This window comes from Streptomyces narbonensis (assembly GCF_014649015.1).
In the GTDB taxonomy this organism is placed as follows: domain Bacteria; phylum Actinomycetota; class Actinomycetes; order Streptomycetales; family Streptomycetaceae; genus Streptomyces; species Streptomyces narbonensis.
Genome location: NZ_BMSF01000002.1, coordinates 1 through 19,554, shown reverse-complemented (window position 1 = coordinate 19,554; position 19,554 = coordinate 1). Strand labels below are relative to the sequence as shown.

Here is a 19,554-nt window from a genome sequence, read left to right as displayed (position 1 = left end):
TCGGACAGGACGAGCGGGCCACACGGGCTCGACGGACGCCCCTCTCCCCCACCCCACCACCCGACCACCCGACCACCAGGAAGGCATCCGATGGATCCCCAGCTCACCTCGGACCAGCTCGCCGAGCTGCGCCGGCCCCGGCCCTATCCCGCCCTCTCCCTGCTGATGCCGACCCACCGGCGCGAGCCGGGGAACGCGCAGGACCCCGTGCGTCTGCGCAACCTGGTGGCCCAGGCGGAGAAGGCGCTGGAGAGCGACCCCGACGTGCCGCGCGAGCGGCGCACGGAGATGGTCGAGCGGCTGAGGCGAGCCGTCGCCGAGCTCGATCCGACCCACGCGCAGGACGGTCTGGTGATCTTCGTGGCCGAGGGCGAGCACCACGTGTGGTCGGTAGCCCGCGCCGTGCCCGAGCGTGTGGTGCTCGCCGACACCTTCCTCACCCGCAACCTCGTCGCGGCGCAGGCCGCCGAGCAGCCGTACTGGGCGGTCGCGGTGGCCGCCGACCGGGTCTCCCTGTGGGACGGCAGTCCCGAGCAGGTCGCCGAGCACTCCGGGGACGGTTTCCCGCTCACGCGGAGCCTTGAGGACCCCGACGCGGAGCGCAAGCAGCAGATCGGGGACCTGCCCAGCACCTTCCAGGACGAGGCCACCCGCCGGTTCCTGCGCGAGGCGCACGAGCGGTTGCGTGCCGTCCTCGGCGGCGCGCCCCGTCCGCTGTACGTGATCGGGTCGGCCGCCGCACTCGCGCTTCTGGAGGAGCTCGGCCCGCTGGGCCCGGGCGCGGTCTCGGTCCAGCACGGAGGGCTCGCCGACGGGCCGGCCGGTGCTGTCGCCAAGGCCGTGGAGCCGGTCCGCGAGGCCCGCGAGGCGGCCTCGACGGCCACGATCGCCGCCGAGCTGGAAGCGGCACGCGGCCGCAGGGAGTTCGCGGGCGGGCTCGACGAGGTGTGGCAGGCCGTGCAGGAGGGGCGCGTGCGGCTGCTGGCCGTCGAGGAGCACTACCGGACCGTCGTACGGGAAGAGGGAGGCCACCTGGAGCCCGCGGACGCCGGCCAGCCCGGAGCGCGGGACGACATGGTCGACGAGATCGTCGAGCAGGCCCTGGAGAGGGGGGCCGAGATCCGCTTCGTACCCGATGAGGCGCTGGCCGGCCAGGGCCACATCGCCGGAGTGCTGAGGTACTGACCGGCGTCCGAGGGGTCCGGTCCCGAAGAGGACCGGACCCTGCACGACCACCCGGCACGACCACCTTGACCCCCTACCGAGAAGGCACGACCGTGAATAAGTCACCCGAGCGGCTCAGCCGCCCGGTCCGTTCTCGCGCCGCGACCGCGGCCGCCGCCGTCGTCCTCGTCGCCTTGGGCGCGACGGCCGTCGTCTCCTGCGACTCGGGCGGCGACGACACGAGCGGACCGACCTTCAGTGAACGCCCGACCCCTCCCATCACCGAGTCCTTCAGCGGAGCAGCGCCCTCCGCGGTCGCCTCCTCGGCCTCTGCGGTCGTCGAGTCCGCCCGTGCGTCCGCCTCGTCGGCCGCCGCGTCCGCGTCCGCCAGGGAGGCGTCGCGCAAGGCGTCGATCGGGACCGAGATCGAACGCTCGCGCCGCGCGGCCGAGGACGCCCTGAAGGACGTGCAGGGCCGGGGGAACGCCCTGGGCGAGGTGGCGCTGACCGGCAAGCCCCGAACCGGGGACAACGGCGTCACGACCGCCGTCGTCAGCATCACCAACAAGACGCAGGACACCGCCTCGTACGCCGTCCAGGTCGACTTCATCGACTCGGCGGGCGAGGTCGTCGAAACCCAGTTCGTCGGCGAGGAGGATCTCGCTCCCGGCGAGCGCCGGCAGCCCTTGGTCATCAGCCGGCAGCCGCCCGAACCCGTCCTCACAGCGAGGCTGACCAAGGCCCAGCGGTACTGACAGCCCCCTCTCAAGGAGATTGCGCAATGTCCGAACTCATCGTCCTCGGCTACGAGGACCGGGCCGTCGCCGACAAGGCGTTCGCCGAGGTCCAGCGGCTGGCAAAGGACCACGTGGTCGACCTGTCCGGACTCGCCGTCGTGACGGTCGACGAGGACGGCAAGACCCATGTGGACACCCCGGCCAGAACCGAGGAGATCGCCATGTCGGCCACCGCCGGCGCCCTGTGGGGCATGGTCTTCGGCATCCTCATCCTCACCCCGGGTATCGGCGTCGTGGGTGCGGCCGCCGGCGGCCTGATCGGCAAGCTCCAGCAGATGGGCGTCGACAACAAGTTCCGCAACAAGGTCCAGGAGCTGCTCCGGCCGGGCTCGCACGCGGTGGTGATCATGGCCACGAAGGTCACGGAGGACCGGTTCGCCGCGGCGATGGGGCCCCTCGGCGGAGAGGTGCTCAAGACCTCGCTCTCCGAGGAGCGCGAGCGGGAGCTCGCGGAGCAGCTGGCCGGCTCCGCCGAATCCGCTGCCTGACGCGCTGCTCTGACGCGCCTTCCGACGCGCCTTCCGACGCGAGGGAAGCGGCCGGGTCCCACCGGGACCCGGCCGCTTCCTGCTATCCGGTTCGCGTCAGAACGCGACCGGGTCCCGGACCAGAGGGCAGGTCATGCAGTGGCCGCCGCCGCGGCCGCGCCCCAGCTCGGCGCCGACGATGGTGATGACCTCGACACCTGCCTTGCGCAGCAGCGTGTTCGTCTGGGTGTTGCGGTCGTACGTGAAGACGACGCCCGGCTCCAGGGCGACGGCGTTGTTGCCGCTGTCCCACTGCTGCCGCTCCGAGGCGTAGACGTCACCGCCCGTCCCGATCACCCGCAGCTGGGGCAGGCCGAGGGCCTTGGCCACCACGTCCACGAACGCGGCACCGCCCTCGTCGGTGATCTCGACGCCCGGCGCCTTGTCGGAGGGACGCAGGGAGAAGGTGTGCACGGCGTCCATGATCGTCGGGTAGAGGGTGACGATGTCGCGGTCCGCGAAGGTGAAGACGGTGTCGAGGTGCATGGCGGAGCGAAGCTTCGGCATGCCGGCGACGACGACGTGCTGGGCCGCGCCGTTGTCGAAGAGTGCCCGGGCGACCTGGGTGATGGCCTGACGGGAGGTGCGCTCGCTCATGCCCATGAGGACGACGCCGTTGCCGACCGGCATGATGTCGCCGCCCTCGAAGGTGGCCTGACCCCAGTCCTGTTCAGGGTCGCCCCACCACACGGTGGCGGCCTTGTAGTCCGGGTGGAAGGTGTAGATCGCCTTCATCAGGAGGGTCTCGCCGTGCCGTGCGGGCCAGTACAGGGGGTTGAGCGTGACTCCCCCGTACAGCCAGCAGGTCGTGTCCCGGGTGTAGAGGGTGTTGGGCAGCGGGGGCATCAGGTACTCGCGCGCGCCGACGCCCTCCCTGGCGAGTGCCACGTATCCGGAGCGGAAGTCCTCCGGCAGGTCGGCGGTGGACAGGCCGCCGATGAGGAACTCGGCGAGCTCGCGCGGGGCGAGGGACTCGAGGTAGGCGCGGGTGTCGTCGACCAGGCCGAGTCCGACCTCGTTGGGGACGATCTTGCGGTCGAGGAGCCATGCCCTGGCCTCCGGGACGGCCATGGTCTCGGCGAGGAGGTTGTGCAGTTCGACGACCTCGACGCCCCGCTGGGTGAGCTTGTTGACGAAGTCGGCATGGTCGCGCTGGGCGTTCTCGACCCACATGACGTCGTCGAAGAGCAGATCGTCGGAGTTGCCCGGGGTGAGCCGCCGGTGGGCGAGTCCCGGGGCGCAGACGAGGACCTTGCGCAGGCGTCCGACCTCGGAGTGGACGCCGAGGTCGGAGGTCACGGCACCAGCGCCGGTACTGGTACCGGTACCGGTCTCGGGGAGGTTCATGAGCAGCCTTTCCGGTGATGCGGCGGGTGCGGGAGGCTCGGTGTGCGGGAGGGGCGGGGGCCCCGGCAGGTGGGACGGGCGGGGGCCCCGGCAGGTCACAGTTCGATCCACCCGGCGGCCAGGGCGACGATGCCGACGACGGCCCCCGCGACGGAGACGGCGCAGATGAGGGCCTCCTTCGGGGAGAACAGGCGCCGGTTCTGTTCCCGGCGGGCCTTGACGAACAGGAAGGTGGCCGGGGCGTAGATGATGAAGGAGACGAGGACGAACTTGAGCCCGGCCGCGAAGAGCAGGAACACCGTGTAGACGGTCGCGAGGACGGCGAAGACGAGTTCCGCGCGGGTGCCCCGCCCGACGACTCTCTCCTGCCGGGGCCGCAGGGCGATCTTCACGGCGAAGGCCGCGGCCAGCAGGAAGGGGATCAGGCTCAGCGAGCTGGTCAGGTCGAGGGCGAAGCCGAACGCGTCGTCGGAGAAGGCCGTGACGATCAGGACGACCTGGCTGAGAGCCGTCGTCATGAGCAGGGCCGGGACGGGTACGTCGTCACCGCTCGACCGGCCGAGGAAGCGGGGCATGTCCTCGTCCTTGGCGGCGACGAAGAGGACCTCCGCCGCCATGAGGGACCAGGCCAGGTAGGCGCCGAGGACGGAGATGATGAGGCCGACGCTCACGAAGGTCTTGCCCCAGGTGCCGACCGCCGCCTCCAGGACGCCGGCCATGGAGGGCTGGCGGAGCTCGGCGATCTCGCTCATGGGCAGGATGCCGTACGACACGATGGTGACGGAGGCGAAGATCGCGAAGACGCTGAGGAATCCGAGCAGAGTGGCCCGCCCCACGTCTTCCCGACGCTTGGCGTGCCGGGAGTAGACGCTGGCGCCCTCCACGCCGAGGAAGACGAAGACGGTGGCCAGCATCGTCCCGCGGACCTGGTTGAAGAGGGAGCCGGCGTAGTCCTCGCCGGCGAAGTTGTCGGCGAACACGGACGTGTCGAGGCAGAACAGCGCCAGGATGACGAAGACGATGATGGGGACGAGTTTGGCGACGGTCACGATCCTGTTGATCGCCGTCGCCTCCTTCACGCCCCGGCGGATGAGGAGGAAGAATCCCCACAGTCCGGCGGACGAGAGGATGATGGCGAGTGCCGTGTCCCCGTCACCGAGGGCGGGCGCGATCGCGCCGATCGTCGACATGATGAGCACCCAGTACGTGACGTTGCCGACGCAGGCGCTCGCCCAGTACCCGAAGGCGGAGAAGAAGCCCAGGTACTCCCCGAAGCCGGCCTTGGCGTACGCGTAGACGCCGGCGTCCAGGTCCGGCCGGCGCACGGCGAGGGCCTGGAAGACGAAGGCGAGCATCAGCATGCCCAGACCCGCCACCGTCCAGGCGATCAGCGCGCCCGCGACACCGGTCTCCTGCGCGAATCGCCGTGGGAGGGAGAACACGCCGGCACCCACCATGGAGCCGACGACCATCGCGGTGAGCGTCAGCAGGGTGAGTTTCGCGGTCGGCGCCGACGGCGCCGCTCCGGTGTCGTCGTGGGTGTCGGCTCGGGCCATGTGGTTCCTCGTCGAAGCGCTCGAACGCCGCGGCACCGGCATCGGCCCGCCTCATGACCCCCGAACCTATTCCTATTTGTACCTTTTGTCCTGCGGGGGAAGGCTGGTGCGTGGCCTAGAGTGCGACGGTGCCGTCATACAGCATTGGGCAGGCAGCGCAGCTGCTCGGAGTGAGTTCGGAGACCGTCCGCCGTTGGGCGGACGGCGGCAAGCTGGCCATGCAACGGGACGGCTCCGGCAAGCGGGTGATCGACGGAGCGGCCCTGGCCGGCTTCGCGCAGGAACGGGGCGCCGGCTTCCACGCCGTCCCGGAGGACGACGTGCCCACGTCCGTCCGGAACTCCTTCGTGGGCATCGTCACGGGGGTACGCGTCGACGACGTGGCCGCCCAGGTGGAGATCCAGTCGGGTCCGCACCGACTGGTCTCCCTGGTGACCCGGGAAGCCGTGGAGGAACTGGGGCTCGACGTGGGGGTCACGGTGACGGCCCGGGTGAAGTCGACGAGCGTACACATCGACCTGCCCTGAGCCGACTCCCGGAAGCCGTAACCGCCCGCCCCGTCACACGCGGAGTGACAGCCGGTCAGGCGTCCTTCTTCACCGGCTCCAGGATCGCCACGCACTCCACGTGATGCGTCATCGGGAACAGGTCGAAAGCACGCAGAGTACGGACCTTGTAGCCGCGTTCCGCGAAGTAGGAGATGTCGCGGGCCAGGGCCGCCGGGTCGCAGGCGACGTAGGCGATGCGGCGGGCGCCCAGGCCGGCGAGGTGGGTGACCGTCTGCTTGCCCGCGCCCGCGCGGGGCGGGTCCAGGACGATGAGGTCGACGTCCGTGATGCCCGTGCGCGGGAGGACGGACTCGACCTTGCCCTGCTCGATGCGGACGCGGGGGAAGCCGGCCAGGTTGTGGCGGGCGTCCTCGACGGCGCGCTTGCCGGACTCGATCCCGAGGACCGCGCCCCGCTCGCCGACACGGTCGGCGATGGCGCCCGCGAAGAGGCCGACGCCGCAGTAGAGGTCGAGGGCGGTGTCGCCCTTGCGAGGGGTCAGTCCCTGCATGACGGCGAGCATGAGGGTCTGGGCGGCCTGCGGGTGGACCTGCCAGAAGCCGCCGCTGCCGACGCGGTGGGTGCGCTCGTCGGCGCGCTCGCGGACGAAGCCGCGGCCGTGGACGCGGTGGACGCCGCCGTCGTTCTCGTCGACGCGGAGGACGGCGACCGGCTTGTCCAGCTCCACCAGGGGCAGGCGGCCGCCGGGCTTCGGGGTCAGGATGACCTGGCGGTCGTTCGAGCCCGAGGCGGCGATGGCCTCGACCGAGGCCATGCCCTCCCAGGTGCGCTTCTCGATGCCGAGCTCCGAGACGCCCGGAGCGGCGATCATGCAGTGGTCGATGATCTCGACCTCGTGCGAGCGGTGCTTGCGCAGGCCCGCGTGGCCCTCGGCGTCGATCGCGTACTGGACACGGGTGCGCCACTGCGGGACCTCGCCCGGCGGCAGCTTGTCGCCCTCGGCCGGCATGACGGTGCCGTCCCAGCCGGCCTCCTCCGGGGTCAGCCCGGCGAGCCGCAGGAGCTGCTCGGCGATGACCTCGCCCTTGAGGCGGCGCTGGGCGCCGGGCTTGGCGTGCTGCCAGTCGCAGCCGCCGCACTTGCCGGGGCCGGCGAAGGGGCAGGGGGCCTCGACGCGGTCCTTGGAGGGTTCGAGGATCGTGATGGCGTCGGCGCGCAGGAAGCGGGAGGTCTCCTCGCCCTCGGTGACGCGGGCGACGACCTTCTCGCCGGGCAGCGCGTGGCGGACGAAGAGGACGCGGCCCGCCTCGGTGCGGGCGATGCAGTGCCCGCCGTGGGCCACCGGACCGACCTCGACCTCGTACTCTTCCCCGACCAACGACGAAACAGGGGTGTTCTGCATGGCGGGGGGACTCCAAGAGGAAGTGACGGTGGGCCGCCGTTCGTGACAGTTCGGACGGCAGCCCACCAGTCTAGTTGTTCTTTACCGGTTGTTCTTCGCGGCCGGTTCCTTCTGGCCCTTCTCCACGGGACCGCGGCGGACCGAGCCCGGCGCGTTCCACTCCTGGCGCTTCCGGGCCCGCTTCTTCGCGGCCTCGGAGGACTGGAGCTGGTACGGGACCGAGGTGACCATGACGCCGGGGGTGAAGAGCAGCCTGCCCTTGAGGCGGAGTGCGGACTGGTTGTGGAGCAGGTGCTCGTACCAGTGGCCGACGACGTACTCGGGGATGTAGACGGAGACGACGTCGCGCGGGCTCTCGCGGCGGAGGCTCTTCACGTACTCGATCACCGGCCGGGTGATCTCGCGGTACGGGGAGTCGAGGATCTTGAGCGGGACGTTGATGTTGCGCCGCTCCCACTCCTCCTTGAGCGCCTTCACCTCGACCGGGTCGACGTTGACGGTCAGCGCCTCCAGCTCGTTCGCGTGCATGAGCTTGGCGTAGGCCAGGGCGCGCAGGGTGGGCTTGTGGAGCTTGGAGACGAGGACGATGGAGCGGACCCGGGAGGGGCGCACGTACTCGTCCGGCCGCTCCTCCGCGGCGGCGATCTCGGCGCCGACCGAGTCGTAGTGCTTCCGGATCGCGGTCATCGTCCCGTAGAAGATCACCATGCCGAGCAGGGCGACCCAGGCGCCGTGGGTGAACTTGGTGGCGAGGACGACGACCAGGACGAGGCCGGTGAAGAAGGCGCCGAAGGTGTTGATCGCGCGGGAGCGGATCATGTGGCGGCGCTTGGCGGGTTCGCGTTCCGTCCTCAGGTGCCGGTTCCAGTGCCGGACCATGCCGATCTGGCTGAGCGTGAAGGAGACGAAGACGCCGACGATGTACAGCTGGATCAGCCGGGTCGAGTCGGCCCCGTAGAGCCAGACGAGGAGCGCGGCGGCGCCGGCGAGGAGCACGATGCCGTTGGAGAAGGCGAGGCGGTCGCCGCGGGTGTGCAGCTGGCGCGGCAGATACCGGTCCTGGGCGAGGATCGAGCCGAGGAGCGGGAAGCCGTTGTACGCGGTGTTGGCGGCCAGGAAGAGGACGAGCGCGGTGGCGGCGGCCAGGACGACGAAGAAGAACGTTCCGTCGCCGAAGACGGCGGCGGCGACCTGGGAGATGACCGGGTCCTGGACGTAGCCCTCGCCGACCGGCACTCCGTTGTTCAGGAGGTCCTGGGCGGGCTTCTCGGCCATCCGGACGTCGGTGGCCATGGCGAGGAAGATGATGCCGCAGAACATGGTGACGGCCAGACCGCCCATGAGGGCGAGCGTGGTGGCGGCGTTCTTCGACTTCGGCTTCCGGAAGGCGGGGACGCCGTTGGAGATCGCCTCGACGCCGGTGAGCGCGGCACAGCCGGAGGAGAACGCGCGCAGGAGGAGGAAGACGAGGGCGAAGCCCGCCAGTCCTTCGTGTTCGGGCTTGATCTCGAAGTCGGCGGTGGGGGCCTTCATGGTCTCGTCGAGGACGATCCCCTTGTAGGCGCCCCAGGCGATCATGATGAAGACGCCGGCGACGAAGACGTAGGTGGGGATGGCGAAGAGGCTGCCCGACTCCTTCACCCCGCGCAGGTTCATCACCGTCAGCAGGACGATGACGCCGACCGCGCAGGCCACCTTGTGCTCGACGACGAAGGGGATCGCGGAGCCCAGGTTCTCGATGCCCGAGGAGATCGAGACGGCGACGGTCAGGACGTAGTCGACGAGCAGGGCGCTCGCGACGGTGAGTCCGGCCTTCGGCCCGAGGTTGGTGGTGGCGACCTCGTAGTCGCCGCCGCCGCTCGGGTACGCGTGCACGTTCTGCCGGTACGAGGCGACGACCGTGAACATCAGTACGACGACCGCGAGCGCGATCCACGGGCTGAAGTGGTACGCCGACAGTCCCGCGACGGAGAGGACCAGCAGCACCTCGCCGGGCGCGTACGCCACCGAGGACAGCGGGTCGGAGGCGAAGACGGGGAGGGCGATCCGCTTCGGGAGGAGGGTCTCCCCGAGCTTGTCGCTGCGCAGAGCCCGCCCGATCAGGATCCGTTTGGGCACGTCGGTCAGTTTGGACACGGAGAGGATCGTAAGCGTTCGAAAACAGCCAAGCTCAACGCGACCCCCTATCCATACGGAATCTTTCCGTCTACCACCTCTGATGCAGTCCCGGTCGGCGTTGCCGCATAAGCTCGGACCGGGCAACCCGGCAGGGTGTTGTCCGCCGCGGCCCGGGCCGATCGGGCGAGGAAAGTTGTGGGCAGGGTGTTTTCGCAGGTCAGCAGGGCGATCAGGAGTGCGGGGTAAGGGGACGTGCACATCGTCATCATGGGCTGCGGGCGAGTGGGAGCCGCTCTCGCGCAGACCCTCGAACAGCAGGGGCACACCGTCGCGGTCGTCGACCAGGACCCGACGGCCTTCCGTCGTCTGGGGTCGGGTTTCGGCGGTCGGCGCGTCACGGGTGTGGGCTTCGACCAGGACACTCTGCGTGAGGCCGGGATCGAGGACGCCGGTGCCTTCGCCGCGGTGAGCAGCGGCGACAACTCGAACATCATCGCGGCGCGGGTCGCGCGCGAGATGTTCGGCATCGAGAACGTGGCGGCGCGGATCTACGACCCGCGCCGAGCCGAGGTCTACCAGCGCCTCGGGATCCCGACGGTCGCGACGGTCCGGTGGACCGCCGACCAGATGCTGCGGCGGCTGCTGCCCTCCGGAGCGGAGCCGCTGTGGCGGGACCCGAGCGGCGGTGTGCAGCTCGCCGAGGTGCACACCACGCCCGCCTGGATCGGCCACAAGGTGAGCCGGCTCCAGGAGGAGACCGGCGTCCGCGTCGCCTTCCTCACCCGGCTGGGCGAAGCGATTCTGCCCACCTCTCAGACGGTGCTCCAGGAAGGTGACCTGGTGCACGTGATGATGCGTACGGACGAGATCGCGCAGGTCGAGGAGGCCTTCGCCGAAGGTCCTGAGGAGGGCGGTCACTGATGCGTGTCGCTATTGCGGGCGCGGGTGCGGTGGGCCGTTCCATCGCGGGCGAGCTGCTGGAGAACGGGCACGAGGTCCTGCTGATCGACAAGGCGCCGACCGCCATCTCGGTGGAGCGGGTGCCGCAGGCGGAGTGGCTGCTGGCCGACGCCTGCGAGATCACGTCCCTCGACGAGGCGGCGCTCCAGCGCTGCAACGTGGTGATCGCGGCGACCGGCGACGACAAGGTGAACCTGGTCGTCTCGCTGCTCGCCAAGACCGAGTACGGCGTGCCGCGGGTCGTGGCCCGGGTGAACAACCCGAAGAACGAGTGGTTGTTCAACGAGGCCTGGGGCGTGGACGTGGCCGTCTCGACGCCGCGCCTCATGTCGGCCCTGGTCGAGGAGGCGGTGAGCGTCGGCGACCTGGTCCGGCTGCTGCGCTTCAGCCACGGCGACGCGAACCTGGTCGAGCTGACGCTCCCGCCGGAGTCGGCGGTCGCCGGCACTTCGGTCGGGGACGTGGCCTGGCCGCAGGACACCTCGCTGGTGACGATCATCCGTGGTTCCCGGGTGCTCACGCCGAGCCCCGAGGAGACCCTGGAGGCCGGCGACGAGCTGCTGTTCGTGGCCGCGCAGGCCCGCGAGGAGCAGCTGGAGGACCTGCTGCAGGTCCGCCGCGAGACGACCGATTCCTGATCAGGCGTGATACGCGGGAGGGCCCGGACCTGTTCGTCAGGTCCGGGCCCTCCGGCGTACGGCTCAGGCCTCCGGCGTGCCGCTCCGCGCGGCGGCCGCGGCCGCCTTGCGCTCCTTCTCGGCGCGCTCCTCGGCCTCCATCTCGGCGAAGACGTCGATCGGCGGCGGCGCCTTCGCGAGGAACATCCAGGTGAGGTAGACCGCGAGCAGGAACGGCGGGATCTTCAGGGCGACCAGCACCCAGCCGAACTTGGTCGTGTCGGCCCACCAGTACATCGGGAAGAGGATCGCGCACTTGGCGAGCAGGATGAAGCCCCAGGCCAGGCTGGCCTTCGCGTACGCCTTCTTGCGGCCGGGGTTGCGGGTGCGCCAGGAGAGGTTCTCCTTGAACACCGGGCCGAGGATCAGGCCGATCAGCGGGACGCCCGCGAGCGTGGTGACAATGTACGCGAGGGCGAGGCCGAGGGTGTACAGCATGCCCGGCAGGTAGAAGTCCTTGGCGTTGCCCGTCATCATCGCGAAGACGACACCGAAGGCGACGCCGAAGACGCCGCTGAAGGCGTGCTTGACGGTGTCGCGACGGATCAGCCGGACCGCGACCAGGACCAGCGAGACCGCGAGCGCGGCGATCGCCGAGACGTGCAGGTTCTTGTTGATCGTGAAGATCGTGACGAAGAGCAGGCCGGGCACGACCGTCTCGATCATGCCTCGCAGGCCGCCGAAGGCCTCGAACAGCGCGGCCTCGGTGACCTCCTTCGAGGCCCGGGCGTCCTGCGGGGCCTCGGCGCCCTGATCCGTGGTCGGCTTGTCGAGGGACGTCACCGGCTACTCCTGTCCGAGCGGTCGGAGCTCGTATTTGGGGTTGAAGAGGACCCGCCGGCCGTGGCTCATGGAGATCCGGCCGGAGGCGATCAGCTTGCGGCCCGGTTCGATGCCCACGATGGAGCGGCGGCCCAGCCAGACGACGTCCAGCGGTGCCGTGCCGTCGAAGAGCTCGGCCTCCAGCGCGGGCACACCGGCCCGGGGGCGCAGCGTGACCGTGCGCAAGGTACCAGTCACCTTGACTATCTGGCGGTCGGAGCAGTCGCAGATACGCGTGCACCCGGTGGCCTCGGCGTCCTCCTGGAGCTCCTCCGACTCCAGGTCCTCCGGGGTGGAGGAGAGCCGGTCGAGCATCCGGCGGAACCTTCCGGCCGGCTTCTCTGTACGCGGTGCAGCACTCATACAGAAAGCGTACCGGCCCCCACCCCCACCAGGACCGGCTACACACACGACGTTCGCTTCATCGTTCGAAGCGGTAACCCATGCCCGGTTCGGTGACGAAGTGGCGGGGGTGGGAGGGGTCGGCCTCCAGCTTGCGCCGCAGCTGCGCCATGTAGACGCGGAGGTAGTTGGTCTCCGTACCGTACGAGGGCCCCCAGACCTCCTGGAGCAGTTGCTTCTGGCTGACCAGCCGCCCGCCGTTACGGACGAGGACCTCCAGGAGGTGCCATTCGGTGGGGGTGAGGCGGACGTCGCGGCCGTCGCGGTGGACCTTCTTCGCCGCCAGGTCGACGGTGAAGCCCTCGGTCTCGACGAGCACCACGCCGTCCTCGGCACCGCCGACCGGCTCGGCGCGGCGCACGGCCGCGCGCAGCCGCGCGAGCAGCTCGTCCATGCCGAAGGGCTTGGTGACGTAGTCGTCGGCGCCGGCGTCGAGCGCCTCGACCTTCTCGTCGGAGGTCTGGCGGGCGGAGAGGACCAGGATCGGCACCCTCGTCCAGCCGCGCAGGCCCCTGATCACCTCGACGCCGTCCATGTCGGGCAGGCCGAGGTCGAGGACGACGACGTCGGGGTGGCGCTCGGCGGCCAGCCGGAGGGCGGTGGCGCCGTCGGGCGCGGCGTCGACCTCGTACTTCCGCGCCTTGAGGTTGATCACCAGGGCGCGGACGATCTGTGGCTCGTCGTCGACCACGAGGACCCGGGTCATGGAGGGGGACCTACCTTCTTCGGTGCCCGTTGCGGGCGGCTTGGGTGATGGCGGTGGGGCTTGCGGGGCAGGCAGTACGTGAGCGGGGGGCGGCGCCGGAGGGCTGCGGGAGCGGTTGTACGGCGGGGGCGTGCGGCCCGGGCGGCGGGGGCTGTACGGGCGGGCGGCGGGGGCTGTATTGCGGCCGGGCGCCGCCCGGCTCAGCTCACGGCCTGCGCCGGGAGCTCGGCGGCCGGTTCCGGGGGCGCGCCCCGCACGGTCCTGAGGGTGAGCACCATGGTCAGCCCCCCGCCCGGGGTGTCCTCGGCGGCGAGGGTGCCGCCCATGGCCTCGACGAAGCCGCGGGCGACCGCGAGGCCGAGACCGACACCGGCGCCGCGGGGAGCGTCGCCGAAGCGCTGGAACGGCTCGAAGATGCCGTCCTTGCTCTCGTCGGGCACTCCGGGGCCCCGGTCCACGACGCGCAGCTCGACGCGCTCCCCCAGGGTGCTGGCCGCGACCGAGACGGGCCGGCCGTCGGGGCTGTACTTGACGGCGTTCTCGACGATGTTGGCGACGGCCCTCTCCAGGAGGCCCTTGTCGACCTCGACCATGGGCAGCGTCTCGGGGATGTCGAGCTCGGCGCTGCCGTCGGGCACTCCCCCGAGGGCCATCGGGACGACCTCGTCGAGGTCCACGGCGCGGATCAGCGGGGTGACGGTGCCGGTCTGGAGGCGGGACATGTCGAGGAGGTTGCCGACGAGGTGGTCGAGCCGGTCGGCGCCTGCCTCGATGCCCTCCAGGAGTTCGGCGCGGTCCTCCTCGGACCACTCGACGTCGTCGGAGCGGAGGGAGGTGACGGAGGCCTTGATGCTCGCGAGCGGGGTGCGCAGGTCGTGGCTGACGGCGGCGAGGAGCGACGTACGGATCTTGTTGCCCTCGGCCAGCTTCCTGGCCTCCTCGGCCTCGCCGACGAGCCGCTGCCGGTCCAGGACGACCGCGGCCTGGGCCGCGAAGGCGCCGAGGACGCGCCGGTCCTCGGCGGGCAGGACCCGGCCGGTCAGCGCCAGGGCCAGATGGTCGCCGACGGGCATGTCCACATCGGCGTCCTCCGGCCGGGCCGCCGGGTGGGGGCCGACGCTCGCCGCCGGGGTCCACGGTTCGATCTCGTCCGCCCGCTCCAGCAGGGTCACCGACTCCATCGAGAAGGTCTCGCGGACCCGTTCGAGGAGGGCGTCCAGGCTGGTCTCGCCGCGCAGCACGCTGCCCGCGAGGTACGACAGGACCTCGGACTCGGCGCGGAGCCGGGCCGCCTGGTGGGTGCGCCGGGCCGCCAGGTCCACCACCGAGGCGACGGCCATCGCGACCCCGAGGAAGACGGTGATGGCGACGATGTTCTTCGGGTCGGCGATGGTGAGCCGGTGGACGGGCGGGGTGAAGAACCAGTTCAGGAGGAAGGAGCCGACCGCGGCCGAGGCGAGCGCCGGCAGGAACCCGCCGAGCAGCGCGGCGGCCACGGTCAGGGCGAGGAAGAGCAGCATGTCGTTGGCGAGGCCGAGGTCGGCGTCGACATGGGTGAGGAGCAGGGCCAGGGCGGCGGGCCCCGCGACGCCGACGAGCCAGCCGCCGAGGATCCGGGACCGGCCGAGGCGCGCCCCGCGCGCGACGGGCAGCCCCCGCCCCTTGGCGACCTCGCTGTGGGTGACGATGTGGACGTCGAGGTCGGGGCCGGACTCCCGTGCCACGGTCTGGCCGACGCCGGGGCCGAACACGTACTGCCAGGCGCGGCGGCGGCTGGAGCCGAGGACGATCTGGGTGGCGTTGACCCCGCGGGCGAACTCCAGGAGCGCGGAGGGGACGTCGTCGCCGATGACGTGGTGGAACGTTCCGCCGAGATCCTCGACGAGGGTCCGCTGGACGGCCAGCTCCTTGGGCGAGGCGGCGGTCAGTCCGTCGCTGCGGGCGATGTAGACGGCGAGCACCTCGCCGCCCGCGCCCTTCTCGGCCAGCCGCGTGGCCCGGCGTATGAGCGTGCGGCCCTCGGGTCCGCCGGTGAGGCCCACGACGATGCGCTCCCGGGCCTGCCAGGTGGAGCGGATGTTGTGCTCGCCGCGGTACTGCTGGAGGTACTCGTCGACCCGGTCGGCCGTCCACAGCAGGGCGAGCTCGCGCAGGGCGGTGAGGTTGCCCGGGCGGAAGTAGTTGGAGAGGGCCGCGTCGACCTTGTCGGACGTGTAGACGTTGCCGTGGGCCATGCGGCGGCGCAGGGCCTGCGGCGACATGTCGACCAGCTCGATCTGGTCGGCCCGGCGGACGACCTCGTCGGGGACGGTCTCCTTCTGCCGTACGCCGGTGATCGACTCGACGACGTCCCCCAGCGACTCCAGGTGCTGGATGTTGACCGTCGACACGACGTCGATACCGGCCGCGAGGAGCTCGACGACGTCCTGCCAGCGCTTGGAGTTCCGGGAGCCGGGGACGTTCGTGTGGGCGAGCTCGTCGACGAGAGCGACGGTCGGCTTCCTGGCCAGGACCGCGTCGACGTCCATCTCGGTGAAGGTGGCGCCCCTGTGCTCCAGGGTCCGGCGCGGGACCTGCTCCAGGCCGTGCAGCATCACCTCCGTGCGCGGCCGTCCGTGGTGCTCCACGAAGGCCACGACGCAGTCCGTGCCGCGCTCGATCCGGCGATGTCCCTCGGAGAGCATCGCGTACGTCTTGCCGACGCCCGGCGCAGCGCCGAGGTAGATCCGAAGCTTGCCGCGTCCCATGGCACGACCATACGTCCAGCCAATCGGACATTCCGTACGCGGGCGGAGGCCCCGGGGCGGTATTGACGTGATTCTGATGTCCGAAGGCCGACGGCCGGACCAGCCGGCCCGGAGCGGGTGCCCCGGGGTCGGCGGATCCGGAGGTCAGTGCTCGGTGATCTCGCCGTCGCTGAGCTCCAGGACCCGGTCCGCCAGGCCCAGGAGCTGCGGGTCGTGCGTGGCTACCAGGGCCGTACAGCCCTCGCTGCGCACCACCGCGCGCAGCAGCTCCATGACGGCGAGCCCGGTCTCCGCGTCGAGCTGGCCGGTCGGCTCGTCGGCGATCAGCAGGGCGGGCTTGTTGGCGAGGGCTCGGGCGATGGCGACCCGCTGCTGCTGGCCGCCGGAGAGCTCGCCGGGCCGCTGGGCCGCGTGATCGGCGAGGCCCACGAGGGAGAGCAGCAGCGCGACCCGCTCCTCGCGCTCCTTGGGGTCGGCCTTCCGCAGCCGGAGGGGTACGCCGACGTTCTCGGCCGCGGAGAGGATCGGGAGGAGTCCGAAGGACTGGAAGATGAAGCCGATCCGGTCGCGGCGCAGCTCCAGGAGTCCGCTCTCGCCGAGGGTGGAGAGGTCGGTGCCGTCGATGACGATCCGGCCCCCGTCGGCCTGGTCGAGGCCGCCCACGAGGTTGAGCAGGGTCGTCTTGCCGGAGCCGGAGCGGCCCTTCAGGGCGACGAGCTCGCCGCGCGGGATGTCGAAGGTGACCCCGCGCAGGGCGTGGACGGCGGCCTCGCCCGTGCCGTACGAGCGCCGGAGGCCCTCGACGCGGACCATCGGCGTGCCGGCCGGGTCCTCGGCGACGGCTGTTCCGGACCGCGTGCTGCTCTCACTCACCGCGTACTCCCCCTCCTCGAACATGTGCGCGCCAGTATGGTCCGCCGCCGGGCCCCAGGGCCAGAGCCCAAGGCCGTACGGACAGGGGGACGGCGGAGGAAGCAGCGGAGGAAGCAGCGGTGGGGCGGCGGGACAACGGCCGGTGGGCCGCTTCCCGTACCTCTCGTACGGGAAGCGGCCCACCGCTCGTTGCTCGATGTGCGCGTGCACGATCCTCGATCGCGGCTCAGCGGATCTCGGAGACCTCCGGGCCGCGCTGGAGCTGGCCCATGCCGCCGGAGAAGCGCGAGTTCGCCTGCTCCTCCTGCTGGACACCGTCCGGCACCATCTGCGCGTCGTTCGGCAGCTTGAGGACGATCGGGTCGCGCGGGGCCATCGGGCCGTCACCGCGGACGACCACGGTGTCGCGCACGATCTGCTCCAGGAGCCCGGCCGCCTCCGGCTGCACCGCGCCCTGCCCGGAGATCACTCCGCGCAGGAACCAGCGGGGTCCGTCGACGCCCACGAAGCGCACGAGCTGCACGCCGCGGTTGCCGTCGGGCAGCTGGACGGGGACCTGGGCCCGCAGCTCCCAGCCGAGGGGGCCCTCGACCTCGTCGATCACTCCGCCCTGCTGGACGATGCCCGTGGCGATCTCGTCACGGACCTCGCCCCAGATGCCCTCCTTCTTCGGGGCGGCGAAGGCCTGGAGCTGCACGGCGCTGTCGCGCAGGACGACGGTGGCCGCGACGATCGCGTCGCCCGCCACCTCGACCCGCAGCTCCATGCCCTCGACTCCGGGCACGAAGACGCCACCGAGGTCGACACGGCCGTCCTCCGGCGTCGTGACCTCGGAGATGTCCCACGGTCCGTCGGGCCGGGGCGCCGGCGGAAGGTTCACCCGACGCGGCGCCTCGGCCGACTCGTCGGTGCCGACCTCGTCGACGACCTGCTCGGCCTCGCCCGCTGCGTCCTCAGCGGCACCGCTCTTCTTGCGACGTCCGAACACGTCACTGTCCTTCCCGGTCGGATACGACCGAAGCGTATCGATTCCCACCCGTTGCGCCGTCCACGGCGGCATGGCCGCCGGTGGACCCGAAGCCCCCCTCGGCCCGCGCCGAGCCGGGAAGCTCCGCCACCTCGTGGAAGCGAACCTTCTCGACCTGCTGGACGACCAGTTGGGCAATCCGGTCGAACCGCTCGAACCGCACGCTCTCGCGCGGGTCGAGATTGACCACGATCACTTTGATCTCTCCACGGTACCCGGCATCCACCGTCCCCGGGGCATTCACGAGCGCGACTCCGCAGCGGGCGGCCAGGCCGGAGCGCGGGTGCACGAAGGCCGCGTACCCGTCCGGCAGCGCGATGGAGACCCCGGTGGGCAGCACGGCGCGCTCCCCGGGGGCGAGGACGGCGGCCTCGGTGGTCACGAGGTCGGCACCGGCGTCGCCGGGGTGCCCGTAGGCCGGGATCGGCACTTCGGGGTCCACGCGGCGGATCAGTACGTCGACAGGGTTGCGCATCAGGGGTTCACCTCGAAGGCGCGGGCGCGCCGGACCTGGTCGGGGTCGGACATGGCGGCCTGGATCTCCTCAGGCCGGCCGTTGTCGATGAAGTGGTCGACCTTGACCTCGACGAAGAGGGCGTCGGCGCGGACGGCGACGGGCCCCTCGGGGCCGCCGATCCGGCCGACGGCGGTCGAGAAGATCTTGCGGCCGTGTACGGCGGTGACCGCGGCCTCCAGGTGGAGAACGGTCCCGACCGGGACGGGCCGGGCGAAGTCGGTCTCCAGCCTGCCGGTCACGGCGATGACCCGCAGCAGCCAGTTCAGGGAGCCGAGGGTCTCGTCGAGCGCGGTGGCGAGGACGCCGCCGTGCGCGAGGCCGGGGGCGCCCTGGTGGTCGGGGGTCACGGTGAACTCGGCGGTGACGGTCACGCCCTCGCCCGCCCGCGCCTCCAGGTGCAGGCCGTGGGGCTGCCCGCCGCCGCACCCGAAGCAGTACTCGTAGTGGGAACCGAGCAGCTCGCCGGGGGCCGGGGCGTCGGGGTGGCGTACCGGCGGTATGGCGTCGGCCGGCGGGGTGAGGGCGGCAGATGTTGCAGTCACAGGCGCAGACCTTACCCGCGCGGCCGGGCGCGGGTCGCGCCGTGCCAAGCTTGGACGCATGCAGCCTTCCGTGCCGTCCCCCGCCCCCTCCTCCGAGCCCTCGCCCGTGCCGTCCGCCGAGGCGACCTCGGCGGCGCCCGCAGCGTCGTCCCCGGCGGCGGTCGCGCCGCGCTTCGACGAGCGGCTGACGGCGCCCCGGTCGTGGTGGGTCATCGCGGGTCTGCTCGGTCTCTCCGGCGGCCTCGTCATGTACCCGCTGGGTGCGGTCCCGACGCTGGCCGGTGTGATCGTGGCAGCGGTGCTCGCGGGGGCGGCGGTCTCCTCGTACGGCTCCGCCCGGGTCCGGGTGGTGGCGGGTTCGCTCGTGGCGGGCGACGCCCGGATCCCGGTCTCGGCGCTCGGGGCGGCCGAGGCGCTGGACGAGGAGGAGGCGCGCGCCTGGCGCTCCCACAAGGCGGACCCGCGCGCTTTCATGCTGATGCGCAGCTATGTGCCGCGGGCGGTGCGGGTCGAGATCACCGACCCGACGGACCCGACGCCGTACGCGTACCTGTCGAGCCGTGAGCCGGAGGCCCTGGTGGCCGCCCTGGACTCCGCGCGCGCCGAGGCCTGATCCCGGGACCGACTCCGGGCCCGGCTCTCGTCCGGCCCGGCGTGAGGTGCCGGGAGGGGCCGTCCCCGGCCCCTGGCCGGCCGCGGTCCTGGCCGGCCGCGGTCCTGGCCGGCCGCGGTCCTGACCGGCCGCGGTCCTGACCGGCCGCGGTCCTGGCCGGCCGCGGTTCGCCCTGATCGACAGGGCCTAGGGGGTGTCGTCACATTCCCGTCGTCGCCCGAAGGGCGGCCCCGCGGCGTCTGGTGCGT

19 protein-coding genes are annotated in these 19,554 nt (G+C 71.6%); 7 read left to right on the top strand and 12 right to left on the bottom strand.

Features of this window, described 5'->3' with window-relative positions; translation table 11 throughout:
* Positions 1-90 precede the first annotated feature (90 nt).
* The 3 genes from IE124_RS03745 to IE124_RS03735 all read left to right on the top strand — a co-directional run bounded on the left by IE124_RS03745 (position 91) and on the right by IE124_RS03735 (position 2,449).
* Complete coding sequence (locus tag IE124_RS03745; RefSeq protein ID WP_189504829.1) at positions 91-1,185, top strand: baeRF3 domain-containing protein; 1,095 nt, start codon at positions 91-93, stop codon at positions 1,183-1,185.
* Between the two features lie 92 nt (positions 1,186-1,277).
* Positions 1,278-1,919 (top strand): hypothetical protein, encoded by a 642-nt coding sequence (locus tag IE124_RS03740; protein ID WP_189504827.1) that lies wholly within the window; start codon positions 1,278-1,280, stop codon positions 1,917-1,919.
* A 26-nt stretch (positions 1,920-1,945) separates the two neighbouring features.
* Positions 1,946-2,449 carry a DUF1269 domain-containing protein gene (locus IE124_RS03735; RefSeq protein ID WP_189504825.1) on the top strand — a complete coding sequence of 168 codons (504 nt, stop codon included), beginning with the start codon at positions 1,946-1,948 and terminating at the stop codon, positions 2,447-2,449.
* A 96-nt stretch (positions 2,450-2,545) separates the two neighbouring features.
* Here IE124_RS03735 and IE124_RS03730 read toward each other — a convergent pair whose 3' ends face one another.
* Positions 2,546-3,835: an arginine deiminase gene (locus IE124_RS03730; RefSeq protein ID WP_189504823.1), complete on the bottom strand. Its 1,290-nt coding sequence runs from the start codon at positions 3,833-3,835 to the stop codon at positions 2,546-2,548.
* Between the two features lie 95 nt (positions 3,836-3,930).
* Positions 3,931-5,391, bottom strand: coding sequence for a basic amino acid/polyamine antiporter (locus IE124_RS03725; RefSeq protein WP_189504821.1), 1,461 nt, complete (start codon positions 5,389-5,391; stop codon positions 3,931-3,933).
* Between the two features lie 128 nt (positions 5,392-5,519).
* On the opposite strand from IE124_RS03725, the gene IE124_RS03720 reads away from it, so the two are divergent.
* A complete protein-coding gene (locus tag IE124_RS03720) occupies positions 5,520-5,918 on the top strand; it encodes a TOBE domain-containing protein (protein ID WP_189504819.1) in 399 nt (132 codons plus the stop codon).
* A gap of 55 nt (positions 5,919-5,973) precedes the next feature.
* On the opposite strand, the gene IE124_RS03715 is transcribed toward IE124_RS03720, so the two are convergent.
* The gene (locus tag IE124_RS03715) at positions 5,974-7,302 is read right to left on the bottom strand and encodes a class I SAM-dependent RNA methyltransferase (RefSeq protein WP_189504817.1); all 1,329 of its coding nucleotides are present in this window, start codon (positions 7,300-7,302) and stop codon (positions 5,974-5,976) included.
* Between the two features lie 81 nt (positions 7,303-7,383).
* Positions 7,384-9,438: an APC family permease gene (locus IE124_RS03710; protein WP_189504816.1), complete on the bottom strand. Its 2,055-nt coding sequence runs from the start codon at positions 9,436-9,438 to the stop codon at positions 7,384-7,386.
* Positions 9,439-9,672: 234 nt separating this feature from the next.
* On the opposite strand from IE124_RS03710, the gene IE124_RS03705 reads away from it, so the two are divergent.
* Positions 9,673-10,341 carry a potassium channel family protein gene (locus IE124_RS03705; RefSeq protein ID WP_148006525.1) on the top strand — a complete coding sequence of 223 codons (669 nt, stop codon included), beginning with the start codon at positions 9,673-9,675 and terminating at the stop codon, positions 10,339-10,341.
* The gene (locus tag IE124_RS03700; RefSeq protein WP_189504814.1) at positions 10,341-11,018 is read left to right on the top strand and encodes a potassium channel family protein; all 678 of its coding nucleotides are present in this window, start codon (positions 10,341-10,343) and stop codon (positions 11,016-11,018) included. Before IE124_RS03705 ends, IE124_RS03700 begins: the two co-directional genes overlap by 1 nt.
* A 63-nt stretch (positions 11,019-11,081) precedes the next feature.
* Here the strand turns inward: IE124_RS03700 and IE124_RS03695 are convergent, their stop codons facing one another.
* From IE124_RS03695 to IE124_RS03660, 8 genes are all read right to left on the bottom strand, one after another.
* Complete coding sequence (locus IE124_RS03695; protein ID WP_189504811.1) at positions 11,082-11,840, bottom strand: DUF3159 domain-containing protein; 759 nt, start codon at positions 11,838-11,840, stop codon at positions 11,082-11,084.
* A 3-nt stretch (positions 11,841-11,843) separates the two neighbouring features.
* Positions 11,844-12,242, bottom strand: a complete 399-nt coding sequence (locus tag IE124_RS03690; protein ID WP_078627107.1) for an OB-fold nucleic acid binding domain-containing protein — start codon at positions 12,240-12,242, stop codon at positions 11,844-11,846.
* 58 nt (positions 12,243-12,300) lie between these two features.
* The gene (locus IE124_RS03685) at positions 12,301-12,987 is read right to left on the bottom strand and encodes a response regulator (RefSeq protein WP_189504809.1); all 687 of its coding nucleotides are present in this window, start codon (positions 12,985-12,987) and stop codon (positions 12,301-12,303) included.
* Between the two features lie 200 nt (positions 12,988-13,187).
* The gene (locus IE124_RS03680) at positions 13,188-15,734 is read right to left on the bottom strand and encodes a DUF4118 domain-containing protein (RefSeq protein WP_189504807.1); all 2,547 of its coding nucleotides are present in this window, start codon (positions 15,732-15,734) and stop codon (positions 13,188-13,190) included.
* Between the two features lie 144 nt (positions 15,735-15,878).
* Positions 15,879-16,631 (bottom strand): ABC transporter ATP-binding protein, encoded by a 753-nt coding sequence (locus tag IE124_RS03675; protein ID WP_189504805.1) that lies wholly within the window; start codon positions 16,629-16,631, stop codon positions 15,879-15,881.
* A gap of 202 nt (positions 16,632-16,833) precedes the next feature.
* Positions 16,834-17,595 carry a DUF3710 domain-containing protein gene (locus IE124_RS03670; RefSeq protein ID WP_189504803.1) on the bottom strand — a complete coding sequence of 254 codons (762 nt, stop codon included), beginning with the start codon at positions 17,593-17,595 and terminating at the stop codon, positions 16,834-16,836.
* A 1-nt stretch (position 17,596) separates the two neighbouring features.
* Complete coding sequence (gene dut, locus IE124_RS03665; protein ID WP_055640924.1) at positions 17,597-18,109, bottom strand: dUTP diphosphatase; 513 nt, start codon at positions 18,107-18,109, stop codon at positions 17,597-17,599.
* The gene (locus IE124_RS03660) at positions 18,109-18,693 is read right to left on the bottom strand and encodes a PaaI family thioesterase (RefSeq protein ID WP_024758523.1); all 585 of its coding nucleotides are present in this window, start codon (positions 18,691-18,693) and stop codon (positions 18,109-18,111) included. Before IE124_RS03660 ends, dut begins: the two co-directional genes overlap by 1 nt.
* A 58-nt stretch (positions 18,694-18,751) precedes the next feature.
* Here IE124_RS03660 and IE124_RS03655 point away from each other — a divergent pair, with 58 nt between their 5' ends.
* The gene (locus IE124_RS03655) at positions 18,752-19,306 is read left to right on the top strand and encodes a DUF3093 domain-containing protein (protein WP_189504801.1); all 555 of its coding nucleotides are present in this window, start codon (positions 18,752-18,754) and stop codon (positions 19,304-19,306) included.
* Positions 19,307-19,554 lie beyond the last annotated feature (248 nt).